The organism is Georgenia sp. Z1491 (genome assembly GCF_057652395.1).
Map to the genome: position 1 here is coordinate 1547386 of NZ_CM172729.1, position 15368 is coordinate 1562753.

The following is a 15368-nucleotide window of genomic DNA, read 5'->3' on the forward strand; positions in this document are numbered from 1 at the left end:
GACGCTAGGTTCACGTGGACGGGTGCGGCTTGGAGATTCGCGACGACGCCGGAGGCGGGGGGCACGGTGACCGACCTGACGGACGGGCGCGGGATCCTCTACCCCGCGCGGCTCCCGACCTTCCACCGCGCACCCGTGCCCGCCGACCTCGGGGACCGCGTGCGCTGGTTCTGGGTGCCGCGCTGGCGCTTGTCCGCCGGGCGGGTCTCCCGCCAGCGGATCCTCCCGTACCCCGCGTCCAACCTGGTGGTGGGGCCCGACGGCGTCACCCTCGCCGGCCCGACGACGGGGGTCTCGCACCGCGACCTCGTCGGTACCGGCTGGGCGGTCGGCGCGCTGCTGCGGCCGGCCGGGCTCGCCGCCCTCGCGGACGACCCGCGGACCCTGCGCGACGTCGAGGCCGACCTCGACCTCGCCGGGCGGGGACTGAGGGAGCTGTACGCCGAGGTCGTCGAGGCGATGGCGGACCCCGATGAGGACGCCGGCCGGTACCGGGCGGTCGCGGCGCTCGCCGACTGGGTGGGCGCCCACCTGCCGCCGCCTGACGCGGCAGGTCGCACCGCCAACGCGATGGAGGACCTCGTCGCGACCGACCCCGACGTCGTCCGGGTCGAGCAGGTCGCCGAGCAGCTGGGGCTGAGTGTGCGGGCGGTCCAGCGCGTCGCGCGCAGGTACGTGGGCCTGCCGCCGCTGGCGATCGTGCGGCGATACCGGCTGCAGGAGGCCGCCCGCCGGCTGCGGGAGGAGCCGGGCCTCGGCATCGCGGACGTCGCCGCCGACCTCGGGTACGCCGACCACGCACACCTCAGCGCCGACTTCCGCACGGTCCTTGGCCTCACGCCGAGCGAGTACCGCCGCACCCGCTCCGGCGAGTGAGCGGACTTCTGCTCGATGAGTGAGCGCGAACCTGCCCGACGGGCCCCACCACGGCTGACCGGTGAGCGAACTTCCGCTCGACGAGTGAGCGCGATTCGGTCCGCCGGCCTACGCCGTCCGCGTCAGATCCGCCCGACGTCCTCGCGCTTCTCCTGCTGGAACGCGTCCTCGATCCGGCCGTGGGCCCAGTACGCGGAGATCGACAGCTGGGCGCGATCGAGCGCCCGGTCGTCCGTGAGGTACGGCCGCAGCGACTTCATCGCGCTGCGCTCGCCGTGTGCGAAGACCTGGACTCGCCCGTCCCGCCACGGTGTCTCGCGCACGGCGTCGGTGAGCAGGGAGGTGGTGCCGGGCTCGGCGCCGTCGCGGTGCAACCACCGCACCTCGATGCCGTCCGGTCCGTCGATCTCCTGGTGGTCGGCGGCCGAGTCGACCTCGATGTGGGCGACGCCCACGGCGTCGCGCGGCATCGCCTCGAGGGCGGCGGCGATCGCCGGCAGGGCCGAGTCGTCGCCGGCGAGCAGGTGCCAGTCGGCGTCGGGGTCGGGGGAGTAGCCGCCGCCGATCCCGCCGAGGACCACCGCCTCCCCGGGCCGTGCCGCCGTCGCCCAGGGCCCCGCGACGCCCCGGTCGCCGTGCACGACGAAGTCGATCCAGATCTGGCCGGCGTCCAGGTCGAAACGCCGGATCGAGTAGGTGCGCCGCGCGGGCATCTGCTCGATCGGGAGCTCCTCGCGGAGCGCCTCCATGTCGTACGGCGGCGTGAGGTCGGTGTCCGGGTGGGGGAACAGCATCTTCGTGTAGGCGTCGGTGCGGCCGGCGTCCTCGACCGCGGAGATCCCCGGCCCGCCGGCGACGATGCGCACCATGTGCGGCGTGAGCTGGATCTGCTCGAGCACCTCGAGGACGATCTGGGGCCGCTTCGGACGACGGGGACGCTCTGTGGGGGCAGTCATGTGCACCTTTCGGCTCGGGGGCCTGCCCGAACGCGCACGTTGCGCGGGGCACGGCAACTTAGGCCAGCCTAACCGCGACCCGCGTGGGCGTCACGTGCGGAGGAGATCACCCGGACCGGGCGGGATGCCCGCGAGAGGATGGACGGCATGCGCAGGGTCGTCGAGGGGATGGAGCGCCACCAGGTGCCGCTCTACCTGGTAGCGCTGGCGCTCGGTGCCGCGGTCGGCCTCCTCGTCCCGGGTACGGCGGGGGCGGTGCGCCACGCGGTCGACCCCGCGATCGCGCTGCTGCTCTACGCGACGTTCCTGGGCGTGCCGTTCGCCCGGATCGGCGGGGCGGTGCAGGACGTGCGGTTCGTCGTCGTCGTGCTCGCGGTGAACTTCCTTCTCGTGCCGGTGGTGGTCGCCGTGCTCTCGCGGGTCGTCGCGCACGACCGGGCGCTGCTCGTCGGCGTCCTGCTCGTGCTGCTCACCCCGTGCGTGGACTACGTCATCGTCTTCACGGGCCTCGCCGGCGGCGCGCACGACCGGCTGCTCGCGGTGGCCCCGCTCCTCATGCTCGCGCAGATGGCGCTGCTGCCCGCCTACCTGTGGCTGCTCGCCGGCCCCGACGCCGTCGCCGCGGTCGACCTGACCCCGTTCGTCCGCGCGTTCGGCGTCCTCATCGCCCTCCCGCTCGCCGCCGCCGCGCTCACCCAGGCGATCGCCGCCCGCGCGAGCGCGGCCGCGGCCTGGTCGAGCGCAGTGGCGAGCGCGATGGTGCCGCTGATGATGCTCACGCTCGGCGTCGTCGTGACCTCCCAGATCGCGGCCGTCCGCGGAGAGCTCGGCGCGCTTCCGCTCGTGGTCCCGGTCTACGTCGCCTTCGCCGCCGTCATGCTCCCGGTCGGCGCCTGGGTGGGCCGGGCCGCCGGGCTCGACGTCCCCGGGCGGCGCGCCGTCATGTTCTCCGGGGTCACCCGCAACTCGCTCGTGGTGCTCCCGCTCGCGCTCGCGCTCCCCGCCGGCTTCGAGGTGGCCCCGATCGTCGTCGTCACGCAGACGCTCGTCGAGCTCCTCGTCATGGTGGCCCTCGTCCGCCTCGTGCCGCGGCTCGTGCGCTGACGGGCCGCTAGCCTTGGCCCGTGCCACGACACCGCTCGCCCGTCCCACCCGCGGACGGCCCGACGCCGGGCCGCCGCGCATGAACCGGGCCCCCGACGTCCGCGACCACCCGACGCCGATCCTCACCCCCGAGGAGGTCAGGCACCTCCTCGTCGAGGCCAACGCGGACCTCGGCGCGCGCGGGGGAGCGGTCGGCGGAGCCATCGGCGGCGGGATCGGCGGCGCCGCCGCCGGATCCCTGGGCGGGAGTGTCGGTGGACGCTCCGGCGGCCGCAGCGGCGGCAGGCTGGGTGCCCGGCTGTTCACGAAGGTCTACGGCTCGCAGCGCGTCGTGCCCATTCCCCCGACGGCGGAGCGGGAGGCGGCCGTGGCCGCCGAGCTGCGCGCGGTGCTGCGCCAGGACCGGCGGGCTCTCATCGGTCTCATGGGCTCGGGCGCGATGAACATGAACACGGCCGTCATCCAGGTCCAGTGGCACCCGCGACAGGCGGTTCTCACGGCCCACGGGCTCGAGGGGCTCATCAAGCAGCGCACGTCCGGCAAGGCGCTCGACCGGCTCGAGGCTGTGCTGCGCGGAGTCGTCGGGTAGCTGCCGGGGCCCTCCGAGGTGGGGCACACCCGCGTGCCCGGCCCGGTCGAGGGGTTGACAACAGGAGCTGACCTCCGCGATGCTCGGTGCATCAGATAGGCAAACGTTTGCCTGTCGTACGGAGGTCAACGTGGACCACTGCAGGACGAGCGCGCCGACGGCCCGAACGGCACTGTCGCGGCGCTCGAGGACGACGGGGATGGCGGCATGAGGCGCTATCCGACGCTCAAGGACGTCGCACGGGAGGCGGGCACGACCGCGGCCACCGTCTCGTACGTGCTGAGCGGCAAGGAAGGCAGGTTCATCAGCGCAGACATGCGCGAGCGGGTCATGGCGGCGGTCGCTGCGACCGGCTACATCAAGAGCAGCCCGGCGAGCAGCCTGCAGGGCAAGCGGCAGGGTGTCATCGCGGTGCTGGTCCCGCAGTTCGCCAACCAGCACTTCACCAACCTCATGGTCGCCATCGAGTCGGTGGTCGAGCGCGAGGGGTACGTCCTGTCGATCAGCAACACGTTCGACGACCCGACCCGCGAGCGGGACATCATCATCAAGATGGCCGAGCAGCGCGTCGACGGTCTCATCCTCGCGCCGACCACCGCCGGCGCGACGAACACCGAGTTCATCCGCAAGATCGGCGTCCCCCTCGTGCTGGTGGACCGTCCGTTGCAGGGGATCACCGGATCCTTCAGCGAGGTAGTCCCGGACAACTACCGCAGCGGGTACCTGCTGGGCGAGCACCTGGGCCGGAAGGGCCACACCCGTGCGGCGTTCCTCGGGTGGGACTCGGGCTTCGCCACTCTCGACAGCCGTCGCCGAGGCTTCTGGGACGGGCTCGAGGCCGCCGCGGGCACCGGTGTGACCGAGCTGAGCCTCGACGGCGAGTTCTCGGTCGAGGGCGGGTACCAGCTCGCCGAGCGCACGCTTCGCGACCATCCCGAGGTCACCGCCTGGTGCCTCGGCTACAACGTGCCGGCCAGGGGCAGCATCGACCTCCTTCGGGACCAGGGCGTCACGCCCGGGCAGGACCTCTCGGTCGTCATCATCGGCGCGCCCGACTGGGCGACGGTCGGCAGGAACGACTTCACCCTCGTCGACCCCCGCTCCGGCGACGTCGGTCGTGCTGCCGCCGAGCAGATGCTCGGCGAGCTCTCGTCATCCGGCGGCGAGCCCGCCCAGACCACCATCGGCTGCCGGCTCCACGAGGGCAGCTCCGTCATCGACATACGAACCGACTAGGAGAGATCGACATGCGAAGGATCAACCAGGTGATGGCCGGCGCCGCAGCCGTGGCGCTCGTGACCGCGGGCTGCGCAGGCGACGACGACCCGGGCGCGAACTTCCCCGAGCGCGACATCAACGTGACGGTGCCGTTCAACGCCGGCGGATCGACGGACCTCACGGCCCGCACGGTCGGTGAGGCCATGGGCAGCCACTACGACAACGAGATCGTCGTGACCAACAGCCCCGGCGCCGCGGGGTCGGTCGGCACGCAGACGGTGATGAACGCCGGCCAGGACGGGTACTCGCTGCTCGCCAACGGCATGCTCGCCTTCACCTCGATGCCGGTGATGGGCACGCTCGAGACCATGCCGTCTGACTGGGACTTCTGGCTGGCGACGTTCACCCCGAACATCATCGCGGTGCCCGCTGACTCGCCCTACGAGTCCATCGAGGACCTCCTGGCGGCGATGGAGGGCAATCCGGGCGAGGTCTCCGCGGGCACGGCGGGCCCGGGCAGCGCGGGGCACATCGCGGCCGAGCTCATCGCGACGGCGGCCGGCGTGGAGTATCGGCACGTGCCCTACGACGGGGGCAACCCGGCGATCCTCGCCGCGCTCGGGGGCGAGGTCGACTTCGCCCCGCAGCTCCTCGTCGAGATGCAGGACATGCTGATCGCGGGCGACCTCCGTGGCCTGGCGACGCTCTCGGACGAGCCGGTCACGCTCGACGGCGACATCACCATCCCGACGCTGTCCGACGCCCTTCCCGAGATCAGCGACACGCTGCCGATGGGCGAGACCACCGGACTGGCTGTTCCCACGGGCCTCGACGAGGGCGTGCTCGCCGCGCTCGACGAGGGCTTCGACGCGGCGATGGAGGACGAGGCCTTCCTCGAGTTCTGCGCGGAGAACGGCATGGACCCGGTGGCGATCGGCCGCGCCGACTCCGGTGACCGGGTCGCCGAGCTGCAGTCGATCGTCGCCTGGACCCTCTTCGACGCCGGAGTCGCGGAGAACAGCCCCGAGGACTTCGACATCCCCCGACCGTAGTGAGGGCCGGGCGGGCGGCCGGTCCACGGCGCCCGCCCGGCACCGCATCGTCACCGTTCATCGCGCAGTCACGGGCAGGAGCATGCACCGATGGGTAACGAACCCAGGCTGAACCTCATCAGCTCGACCCTGCTGACGGTCCTGTCGCTCGCGATCCTCGCGGGGAGCGTCGGCATCCACAACCGTACGGCCGAGCCGCTGCACTCCTCGCCTGCCCTGATGCCGGCGCTCCTGGGCGGTGCGCTGCTCGTCGCGAGCCTGCTGCTGCTCAGGCAGTCGGTCCGCGGCGCCGGGGTGCGGGCTCGGTCGCGCGAGGCGGTCTCGTGGCTCGCCGGCGTCGCCCGGCACCCGGACACCCGGACGACCGTGGTCGGCCTGCTGCTCATGGCGATCTACACGTTCGTGCTCGTCCACGTCCTCCAGTTCTGGGCCGCGTCCCTCATCTTCGCGATCGCCATGCTCGCCTTCCTGCGCGCGGTGCGCTGGTACTGGGTGCTCGTCATCTCCGCTGCGACCGTCGGCGCGATCGTCGTCCTGTTCACCGTCGTGTTCAACATCCCGCTCCCGTGAGGACGCGCCATGACTGACCATCTGATCGGAGCTCTGAGCACCGTCTCGGAGCCGCTGAACTTCGTGGTGCTCGTGCTGGCGACCTTCGTCGGCCTCATCATGGGCATCCTGCCCGGCCTCTCGGCGACCATGGCGATCGCGCTGCTGGCGGGGCTCACGTTCGGCATGCCCACCGACACCGCGCTGATCTCGTTGCTGGCGATCTACGTGGGCTCCATCTCCGGTGGGGCACAGACAGCGATCCTGCTCAACATCCCCGGGACGCCGGCGTCGGCGGCGACGGCGGTCGACGGCTTCCCGTTGGCGCAGCAGGGCCGGGCAGGGTACGCGATCGTCCTCGCCATCACCGCGTCCGCCGTCGGCACGATCATCAGCGTCATCTTCCTGCTCACGCTCACCCCGCTGCTCACCCAGGCGGCGCTCAACTTCGGTGCCTGGGAGTTCTTCCTCCTGGCGGGGTTCGGCATCGCGATCTGCGGCACGCTCACCGCCAAGGACAACGCGCTCAAGGGGTGGATCGCCGGCTTCCTGGGGCTCTTCGTCGCCCAGATCGGCCTGGACCCGATCGGTGCCGAACCGCGGTACGCCTTCGGCAACGTCAACCTCATGGGCGGCATCCAGCTGATCCCGATCATGATCGGCCTGTTCGGCTTTCCCGAGATCGTCAAGGCCTTCCGCAGGTCGGACCACGTCGCGCTGAGGATGGCGAAGGCACGGGTCGGCGCCGCGCTCCGTACCGTCTTCCGCAGGACCCCGACGGTGGTGCGGTCGTCCGCGATCGGGACAGGCGTCGGGATCATCCCCGGTGTCGGCGAGGACGTCGGCGGGTGGCTCTCCTACGCGGCCACCAAGGGCGCCAGCACGGACCGCGAGTCGTTCGGCAAGGGGAACGAGCTCGGGGTGATCTCGGCGGAGTCCGGCAACAACTCGGCCATCGGCGGCGCGATGATCCCGATCCTCTCGCTCGCCGTCCCCGGGTCGGCGCCGGCGGCGGTCCTGCTCGCGGCCTTCTTCATGCACGGGTACCGGCCCGGTCCGCTGCTGAGCCGCGAGTCCCCGGACTTCATGTACGAGGTGGCCGTCTATCTGGCCGCGTCCGCGGTGGCGATGTGGTTCCTGGCGCTGCTCGTCATGAAGGTGTCGGTGCGCGTGCTCGGGCTCCGCAAGGAGATCCTCATGCCGGTCATCTACGTGCTGTGCGTCATCGGCTCGTACCTGATCAACTACTCGCTCTTCGACGTCGGCATGATGCTGGTCTTCGGGCTTGTCGGCCTCTTCCTCTACGAGTTCGGCTTCCCCGCCGCACCGTTCCTCCTCGGTGTCATCCTTGGGCCCATGGCGGACTCGAACCTGCGTCGCGCCCTGATCCTCAGCGAGGGCAGCTGGCTGCCCATGTTCCAACGGCCGATCAGCCTGATGTTCCTCGTCCTGATCGCCGTCGTCCTCCTCGCGCAGCTCGGTGCGTTCGGCAGGATCAAGAAGCTCGTCACCTCTGGAAAGGACCGCTAGACATGCGCACAGTCGGTATCGGGATGGTCGGCGCGGGATTCGTGGCGGACCTGCACGCCGAGGCGTATCGCCGGGTGGCGGGCCACGACGTCCGGATCGTCGCCGTGGCCGCGCCTCCGACGCGGCGGGACGCGTTCGCCGAGCGGCACGGCGTCGGCACGGTCTACGAGGACCTCGAACAGCTGCTCGCCGACGACGACGTCGACGTCGTGGACATCTGCACGCCGCCGTCGGTGCACGTCGACATGGTGACGCGCGCGCTCGAGGCGGGCAAGCACGTGATCTGCGAGAAGCCGCTGACCGGCTACTTCGACGTGCCCGACGCCGGGGCGGACCAGGTGGATCGCCGGCAGATGTACGACGCCGTGACGGCCGAGATGGACCGGCTGCGCGACGTCGTCGCCGCGAGCGGACTGGTGTTCGGCTACGCGGAGAACTACGTCTACGCGCCGTCGGTCCAGAAGAGCCGCGAGGTGCTGGAGCGAACGGGCTCACGGATCACGATGATGCTGGGGGAGGAGTCGCACAACGGCTCGCACTCCGAGTACGCGCGGTACTGGCGGCACACCGGGGGCGGGGCGCTCATCCGCCAGGGCTGCCACCCGCTCTCGGCGATGCTGTACCTCAAGCAGGTCGAGGCCCGGGCGTCGGGCGGGAGCGTGGCGGTCGAGTCCGTCCTCGCGGACACGACGGCGCTCACGCCCACGCTCGCCGACGACCAGCGGCGATACCTGCACGCCCGGCCCGTCGACGTCGAGGACGTCGCCAACGTGATCCTCGGCTTCGACGACGGGACGCGGGGCGTGGTGACGGCGACCGACACGATCGTGGGCGGCGTGCGCAACTCCGTCCAGGTGTTCACCACGGACAGCGTCCACCTGTGCCAGATCAGCCCGAACGACTCGATGCGGCTCTACCACTCCGACGCCGCCGCGCTGGACGACGTGTACGTCACCGAGAAGGTCGACAACAAGGGGGGCTGGCAGTACGTGCTGCTGGACGAGCTGCTGGCGCGCGGGTATATCGGGGAGATGCAGGACTTCATCGACTGCGTCGTCCACGGCGGGACGCCGCAGGCCGATTTCGAGCTGGCCTACGCATCGATGCAGGCGATCTACGCCGCCTACGAGTCGGCGGCCACCGACCGCAGGGTGCGGCTCGAGAAGTGACTCGACGCCGACCGGGCCGAACGGTCACCGGTCAGGCGTCGCCGTGGCGCACCTCGCGAATCTTCCGGTCGCGCCGGGAGTTCCGGCTGTCGACCCACCCGGGCGACACGGAGCCGACCCGCTTCGGTATCGACTCCGCGGACACCTCCGGCAGGAGCTTGCGCGGCGGGTCGGTCAGGGCGCTCCCGCCGCGGGCCAGCCCCGGGAACGGGTCGCGGCCGCCGAGGTAGCTCGCGATCGTGTTGGCGGTGGCGATGGCCGGGACGGCGAACAGCGCTCCGACGAGGCCCATGATGTAGGAACCGGCCGCCACACCGAGCAGCACGACGATCGGGTGGATGTCCACGGCCTTGCCCATGAGCACGGGCTGCAGCAGGTTCGACTCGAGCTGCTGCACACCGACGACGATGACCAGCATGATGATGGCCGCCGTCAGGCCCTCGGAGCCGAGCGCGACGAGCACGAACAGGGCGCCCGAGACGACCGCACCGACCACCGGGATGAAGCACAGCACGAAGGTCAGCACGGTGAGGGGGATGACGAACGGCACGCCGAGGATCGCCGCACCGATGCCGATGCCGAGCGCGTCGACCGCGGCGACGAGCGCCTGCGTCTTCGTGTACGTACCCACGGTGACCCAGCCGCGCCGGGACGCCTCGTAGGCCCGCTCGTGCCATTGGCGGGGGAGGCGCATGATCGCCCACGTGCCCAGGCGGTCGCCCTCCGCGAGGAAGAAGAACGTGGCGATGAGGCAGAGCAGCGCGCCGATGAGCACGCCCGCCGCACCGGTGCCGACACCGATGGCCGACGAGGCGATCGTGGAGGAGTTCTCCTGGAGCCAGGTGGTCGCCTGGTCCATCGCGGACTGCACCTGGGCGGCGTCGACGGGCAGCGAGGAGCCCGCGATCGCGTTGACGATGTCCTGCACCTGCAGGGAGGCGAGCTCACCGACCTCGCCGACCCCCTCGGCGAGCTGGGTGCCGACGAGCGTACCGATGCCTGCGAGGAAGGCGAGCGTGATGAGGATCGTCAGAGCCGCCGCCGCCATGCGCGGCAGCCGTAGCCGGTGGTTGAGCAGCACCTGCAGCGGCATGAGCAGCCCCGTGAGCAGGATCGCCACCGCCGACGGGATGAGGACGGAGCTCAGCAGCACGCCGGCCTGGTTGATCGTCTGGACGGCGAGGCCGACCAGGACGATGGTCACCGAGGCGAGGATGACCACCCGCGTGCGTGGATACTCGGCGAGGAAGCCCCGCCGTCGCGGCAGGTCGGAGGTCACGTCGTCCGACGTCGTGTCTCGTGCCTCCCCGGCGCCGAGCGCCGCGTCATGGCCGGCCGTGCCTGGGGCGCCTCGGCCGGGAACCTGGGGGACGTCGCGGCCCGCACGTCGTCGGGCGCCCCGTCGCGATCGGATGCGCGCCATCACCGGGTCACGCGTCCGAGACGGCGGCGGCGAGGAGATTGAACGACTCCTCCAGGCTCGACTCGGTCAGCACGGGGAAGACGGAGGCCAGCTTCGGGTCCTCGACCTTCGACCAGTCGTAGGTGAGCGTGACCTCGGTCGAGTCCGAGCCCTGCGACTTCAGCTCGTAGAGCCACTCCCAACCTCCGGGTCCGTCGGCGTCGGGGCTGTTGGGCTGCCATCCCACCATGAGGTTCTCGGCGTACGCGGTGACGTAGTTGCGCATCTGGTAGTCGCCGCCCTGGGACTCGGCGTGCATGTTCATGACGAACGTGTCGCCCACCTGCTGGATCCGATCGGCGTAGTCGTCGGAGCGGACCATGCCCGACCCGTCGAACTCGCGATGGCGCGAGGGGAGGGTGAGGACCTGGAAGATCGCGTCGGCCGGCGCGTCGATCGTGCGGGAGACTGACAGAGTGGTCTGGTCGGTGCTCATCCCTCAACTCTGCCCCCATCCGCCGATCCGCGCAGCGCGGCGTCGTCGGGGATGGCAGGCGGCCGGGTCGGTTGCTCGACGTCGAGACCGGGTGCCACGACGGGCGAGCCCCGGCCGGGCTCTCCCGAGTTCGGGTGGTGACGACCGGTGCGCTGGGGGCAGCGTGAACCGTGCTGAGTCGACCGGAGAACGCGTAAGCAACCATCCTCCGGGTGACCGAGGCTGGGTCACCTGGCCGTAGGAGTCGTCCTCTCCGCGCACCGGGGGTGGGCCCTCGCGTGACCTGCCACTTACGTCCCGGGTTGGTCTCTCCGCCGCGCAGCGGGGGCGACCCCCACCTTCGGGCTCCCTGGATCGACCAGGCGCGGCCCTCTCCTTGGCCGCGTGGGGCGAGCCGCGTCCCATATGGGCACCTTTGCCACGGAGGCTGTCCTTCTCGCGCAGTGGGGGTGAGCCGCTCGACCACGTCGTGACGCGCGCCGACCAGAAGTGGTCCCGCGCTACGCGGGTGAGCGCATACGGTCCCGGCAGCGGACGAGCCCCGGACGTGGAGAAGATCCTCGTCCGGGGCCCGCCCGTTCTCGTGGGGTGGCTAACGGGGCTTGAACCCGCGACCTCCGCGACCACAACGCGGCGCTCTACCGACTGAGCTATAGCCACCATGCGTCACCATCTCGCAGTGACGACGCACCATCGTATCCGAGCGACGTCGCCCCTCGTGACGCGTAGCCGGTGCCTTCGATCACGTCAGATGGATCGTGAGGTGCGTGGAGCGTGCGGCGTCGATCGGAAGCACGGTCGCGTGACCGGGACGCCCGGTCCGGGCATTCGGAGGCGGGTGCTGCCCTGCTCCCGGCGCGGACGCGCTGATTCGGGCCGAGCCGGAAATGAGGTCACGCCCTGTCCGGGTCGGACCGTAGCGTCGCCGCCATGACCGATACCGGCACCCGCGCCACCGACACGAACGATTCCGGCACCACCGAGACCGACACCGTCGTCCGCCCCCTCACTCTCGCGGTCGACCAGACCGAGATCGACGACCTCGCCCGTCGCCTCGACGCCACCCGGTGGCCCGACGAGGCCCCCGACGCCGGATGGGCCGACGGGCTCCCGCTCGCCTACGCGAAGGAGCTTGCCGAGTACTGGCGGGATCGTTTCGACTGGCGGGCACAGGAGGAGCGGCTCAACGCCGTCCCGCAGTTCACCACCGGGATCGACGGCCACGACATCCACTTCTTCCACGTTCGCTCGTCCCGACCGGATGCGAAGCCGCTGCTCCTCGTGCACGGCTGGCCCAGCGGACCGACCGACTTCCTGTTGATGATCCCGCTCCTCACCGAGCCCGACGACGGCGGGCAGGCCTTCGACGTCATCGCACCGACGATCCCGGGCTTCGGAGTGTCGGGGCCGGTGACGAGGTGGACGCTCACCGGGGTCGCCGACGCGTTCGCGGAGCTCATGGAGCGCCTCGGGTACGACCGCTACCTCGTGCACGGATACGACACAGGCGCCGGCGTGGCCCGTGAGCTCGGACTGCGGCACGGGGACCACGTCGCAGGCATCCACACCACCGGCATGCTCGGCGGCGAGGAGCTCACGGAGGAGACGGCCGACATGTCCGTCCCGGAGGAGGCGGCCGCGATCGCCGACGGGTACCGGTACATGTACGACGTCGGCGGCTACGCGATGCTCCAGTCCACCCGGCCGCAGTCGATCTCCTACGCGCTCACCGACTCGCCGGTCGCGCAGATGTCCTGGCTCGTCGAGCGATTCCGGGACTGGTCGGCCGCCGAGGGCGATCCCGACGAGGTGCTCGACCGGGACGAGATGCTCACCGTCGTCTCGATCTACTGGTTCTTCCGCACTGCCGGGTCCTCGGCGCGGTACTACAAGTACGGCTTGCCGGACTGGTCGGAGCCGCTGCAGCCCTCGACCGTGCCTACGGCCATCCTCGTCATGCCCGACGACATCGGTCGTCCCGTGCGCCGGCTGGTCGAGACGACCGACAACGTCGTGCACTGGACCGCAGCGGAGCGCGGCGGGCACTTCGCGGCCTGGGAACAGCCCGAGCTCGTCGCAGCGGACATCCGTGCGGGCATCGGCGACCTCACGTAGTCCGAAGGAGTCACGTGCGCACGACGCGGAGGCGTCATCGCGCGGGTCTCCGTGCGCCGCGGCCGTCGACCGGTAGCGCACGGTGCCGACGTCGACGCGCGGCCGGACGTTGCCGGCCAGCCGCCGGAGGCCCGTAGTCACCCCCTGGCCGTAGTGACACCATGAGCCGGTGACTCACGTCGCGCTCGGCTCCGCGCAGGGCCGATGGGTGGTGCTGGCGGCGACGCTCGGCTCGGCGATGGCGCTGCTCGACGGCACCGTGGTGAACGTCGCCCTGCGCCCCCTGGGGCTCGAGCTGGGCGCCTCGCTCCCGCAGCTGCAGTGGGTCGTCAACGGCTACATGCTTACGCTCTCCGGGCTGGTGCTCGTGGGCGGGTCGCTCGGTGACCGGCTCGGTCGCCGACGGGTCTTCCTCGTCGGCATCGTGTGGTTCGCCGTCGCCTCGCTCGGGTGCGGGCTGGCCCTGACGGTCGACCAGCTCATCGCCGCGCGCGTTCTCCAGGGCGTCGGTGCCGCCCTGCTGACCCCGAGCGCGCTGGCGATCATCCAGTCGACCATCGCCGAGGCGGACCGCCCGCGAGCGATCGGGATCTGGGCCGCGTGGTCCGGCATCTCCAGCGCGGCGGGCCCGCTGCTCGGCGGGTGGCTGATCGACGTGCGCTCCTGGCGCTGGGTCTTTCTCGTCAACCTCCCGGTGGCGGCCGCGGTGGTGGCGGTGGTGATCCGGCACGTCCCCGAGTCCGGTGGCGTCGCCCGCGGCGAGCGGCCGCGCTTCGACCTGACGGGCGCCGCGCTGGCCATGCTCGGACTGGGCGCCCTCACCTACGCGCTCATCGAGGGCGCCTGGCCGATCGTGCTCCTCGGGGTGGCGGGGCTCGCGGCTTTCGTCGTCGTCGAGCATCGGACCCGGAACCCGATGCTCCCGCTCCGCGTCTTCACCTCTCCGGCGTTCTCGGCGGCCAACGCGATGACCTTCGTGGTCTACGGCGCGCTCGGCGCACTGATGTTCTTCCTCGTGCTTCAGCTCCAGGTGGTCAGCGGCTACTCGCCCCTGCAGGCCGGACTCGCCACCGTCCCCTTCACGCTGCTCATGCTCGTCTTCTCACCGCGCGTGGGTGCCCTGATGCGCCGCACCGGCCCCCGGTTGCTCATGACGCTCGGTCCGGCGCTCGCCGCCGCGGGCGCCCTGGTGCTGTCGACGGTCGGAGCCGACGCGCCGTACGCCACCCGGGTGCTGCCGGGGGTGGTGCTCTTCGGTGCCGGGATCACTCTCATGGTCACGCCGCTGACGTCGACCGTCATGGCCGCGGTGCCCGGCCGCCAGGCGGGGGTCGCCAGTGGGGTCAACAACGCTGTGGCGAGGTCGGGGAGCCTGCTCTCGGTGGCCGCGCTGCCTCCGATGGTGGGGCTGACCGGTGACGACTACACCGTCCCAGCCGTGTTCGACGCCGGATACACCACCGCAATGTGGTGGTGCGCCGGATGGCTCGCGGCCGGGGCGGTGATCGCGGCGGTCTTCATCCGAGGCAGGGTCTCGCCGCGGTCGTCCCCACCGGAACAGGCCTGAGACGGCAGCGCGGTTGCCGGTCAGTCCGTCGACGGCGTCGACGACGGGGTGTCCCTGCCGAGCGCGGCGATGGCGGCGCTCGTCGGCCGCTCGCTGACCAGCTTGGCGGCGGCGCGGGCCTCGCTCGTCGTCGGTCCCGCCCCCTCGGGCCAGAGGACTGCCCGGTAGTACCTCAGCTCGTCGATCGACTCGAGGATGTCGGCGAGCGCCCGGTGGCCGCCGCTCTTCTGCGGCGACTGGAAGTAGGCCCGCGGGAACCAGCGGCGGGCGAGCTCCTTGATCGAGGAGACGTCGATGATCCGGTAGTGCAGGTGCTCGACGACCTCGGGCATGTCCCGCGCGAGGAACACCCGGTCGGTGCCCACGGAGTTGCCGGCGAGCGGGGCGCGGCGCACCTCGGGCACGAACCGCTTGACGTACGCGAGGACCTGCTCAGCGGCGTCGGCCATCTCCAGCCCGGAGTCCAGCTCGGTGATCAGGCCGGACGCCGTGTGCATCTGGACCACGACCTCGTCCATCGTCTCCACCGTGCCGGGGCGCGGCGCGATGACGAGGTCGAGCCCGGCGTCGAGCGGGTTGAGGTGGGAGTCGGTGACGACGACGGCCACCTCGACGAGCGAGTCGCGCTCGGCGTCGAGGCCGGTCATCTCGCAGTCGATCCAGACGATGGGGTCCGCGGGGGAGGAAGGGCTCACCAGGTGATGGTAGGCGTGACATGCGACGGTCGCGGGCACCTGACGTCCCG

Annotated in this window: 14 protein-coding genes and 1 tRNA gene; 10 read left to right on the forward strand and 5 right to left on the reverse strand. The window is 71.4% G+C overall.

The window, feature by feature from the left end:
* Positions 1-66 precede the first annotated feature (66 nt).
* A complete protein-coding gene (locus AC24HA_RS07300; protein WP_425708570.1) occupies positions 67-876 on the forward strand; it encodes an AraC family transcriptional regulator in 810 nt (269 codons plus the stop codon).
* A gap of 122 nt (positions 877-998) precedes the next feature.
* On the opposite strand, the gene AC24HA_RS07305 is transcribed toward AC24HA_RS07300, so the two are convergent.
* Positions 999-1832, reverse strand: coding sequence for a siderophore-interacting protein (locus AC24HA_RS07305; RefSeq protein ID WP_425708569.1), 834 nt, complete (start codon positions 1830-1832; stop codon positions 999-1001).
* Between the two features lie 147 nt (positions 1833-1979).
* On the opposite strand from AC24HA_RS07305, the gene AC24HA_RS07310 reads away from it, so the two are divergent.
* The 7 genes from AC24HA_RS07310 (at position 1980) to AC24HA_RS07340 (ending at position 9043) form a co-directional block, all read left to right on the forward strand.
* Positions 1980-2936, forward strand: a complete 957-nt coding sequence (locus AC24HA_RS07310; protein WP_425708568.1) for a bile acid:sodium symporter — start codon at positions 1980-1982, stop codon at positions 2934-2936.
* 79 nt (positions 2937-3015) lie between these two features.
* Positions 3016-3525: a hypothetical protein gene (locus AC24HA_RS07315; protein ID WP_425708567.1), complete on the forward strand. Its 510-nt coding sequence runs from the start codon at positions 3016-3018 to the stop codon at positions 3523-3525.
* Between the two features lie 207 nt (positions 3526-3732).
* Complete coding sequence (locus AC24HA_RS07320) at positions 3733-4761, forward strand: LacI family DNA-binding transcriptional regulator (RefSeq protein WP_425708566.1); 1029 nt, start codon at positions 3733-3735, stop codon at positions 4759-4761.
* Between the two features lie 11 nt (positions 4762-4772).
* The gene (locus AC24HA_RS07325) at positions 4773-5795 is read left to right on the forward strand and encodes a Bug family tripartite tricarboxylate transporter substrate binding protein (protein ID WP_425708565.1); all 1023 of its coding nucleotides are present in this window, start codon (positions 4773-4775) and stop codon (positions 5793-5795) included.
* Positions 5796-5885: 90 nt separating this feature from the next.
* Positions 5886-6365 (forward strand): tripartite tricarboxylate transporter TctB family protein, encoded by a 480-nt coding sequence (locus AC24HA_RS07330; protein WP_425708564.1) that lies wholly within the window; start codon positions 5886-5888, stop codon positions 6363-6365.
* 9 nt (positions 6366-6374) lie between these two features.
* Positions 6375-7874 (forward strand): tripartite tricarboxylate transporter permease, encoded by a 1500-nt coding sequence (locus AC24HA_RS07335; RefSeq protein ID WP_425708563.1) that lies wholly within the window; start codon positions 6375-6377, stop codon positions 7872-7874.
* A gap of 2 nt (positions 7875-7876) precedes the next feature.
* Positions 7877-9043 carry a Gfo/Idh/MocA family protein gene (locus AC24HA_RS07340; protein ID WP_425708562.1) on the forward strand — a complete coding sequence of 389 codons (1167 nt, stop codon included), beginning with the start codon at positions 7877-7879 and terminating at the stop codon, positions 9041-9043.
* Positions 9044-9074: 31 nt separating this feature from the next.
* Here AC24HA_RS07340 and AC24HA_RS07345 read toward each other — a convergent pair whose 3' ends face one another.
* The 3 genes from AC24HA_RS07345 to AC24HA_RS07355 form a co-directional block, all read right to left on the reverse strand.
* Positions 9075-10322, reverse strand: a complete 1248-nt coding sequence (locus AC24HA_RS07345; protein ID WP_425708561.1) for an AI-2E family transporter — start codon at positions 10320-10322, stop codon at positions 9075-9077.
* Between the two features lie 151 nt (positions 10323-10473).
* The gene (locus tag AC24HA_RS07350; RefSeq protein ID WP_425708560.1) at positions 10474-10941 is read right to left on the reverse strand and encodes an SRPBCC domain-containing protein; all 468 of its coding nucleotides are present in this window, start codon (positions 10939-10941) and stop codon (positions 10474-10476) included.
* Between the two features lie 584 nt (positions 10942-11525).
* Positions 11526-11601 (reverse strand) — tRNA-His (locus AC24HA_RS07355).
* 270 nt (positions 11602-11871) lie between these two features.
* Here AC24HA_RS07355 and AC24HA_RS07360 point away from each other — a divergent pair.
* Both AC24HA_RS07360 and AC24HA_RS07365 read left to right on the forward strand, forming a co-directional pair.
* Positions 11872-13056, forward strand: coding sequence for an epoxide hydrolase family protein (locus AC24HA_RS07360; protein WP_425708559.1), 1185 nt, complete (start codon positions 11872-11874; stop codon positions 13054-13056).
* 169 nt (positions 13057-13225) lie between these two features.
* Positions 13226-14623 carry an MFS transporter gene (locus AC24HA_RS07365; protein WP_425708558.1) on the forward strand — a complete coding sequence of 466 codons (1398 nt, stop codon included), beginning with the start codon at positions 13226-13228 and terminating at the stop codon, positions 14621-14623.
* 20 nt (positions 14624-14643) lie between these two features.
* Here AC24HA_RS07365 and orn read toward each other — a convergent pair whose 3' ends face one another.
* Positions 14644-15318 (reverse strand): oligoribonuclease, encoded by a 675-nt coding sequence (gene orn, locus AC24HA_RS07370; protein ID WP_425708557.1) that lies wholly within the window; start codon positions 15316-15318, stop codon positions 14644-14646.
* Positions 15319-15368 lie beyond the last annotated feature (50 nt).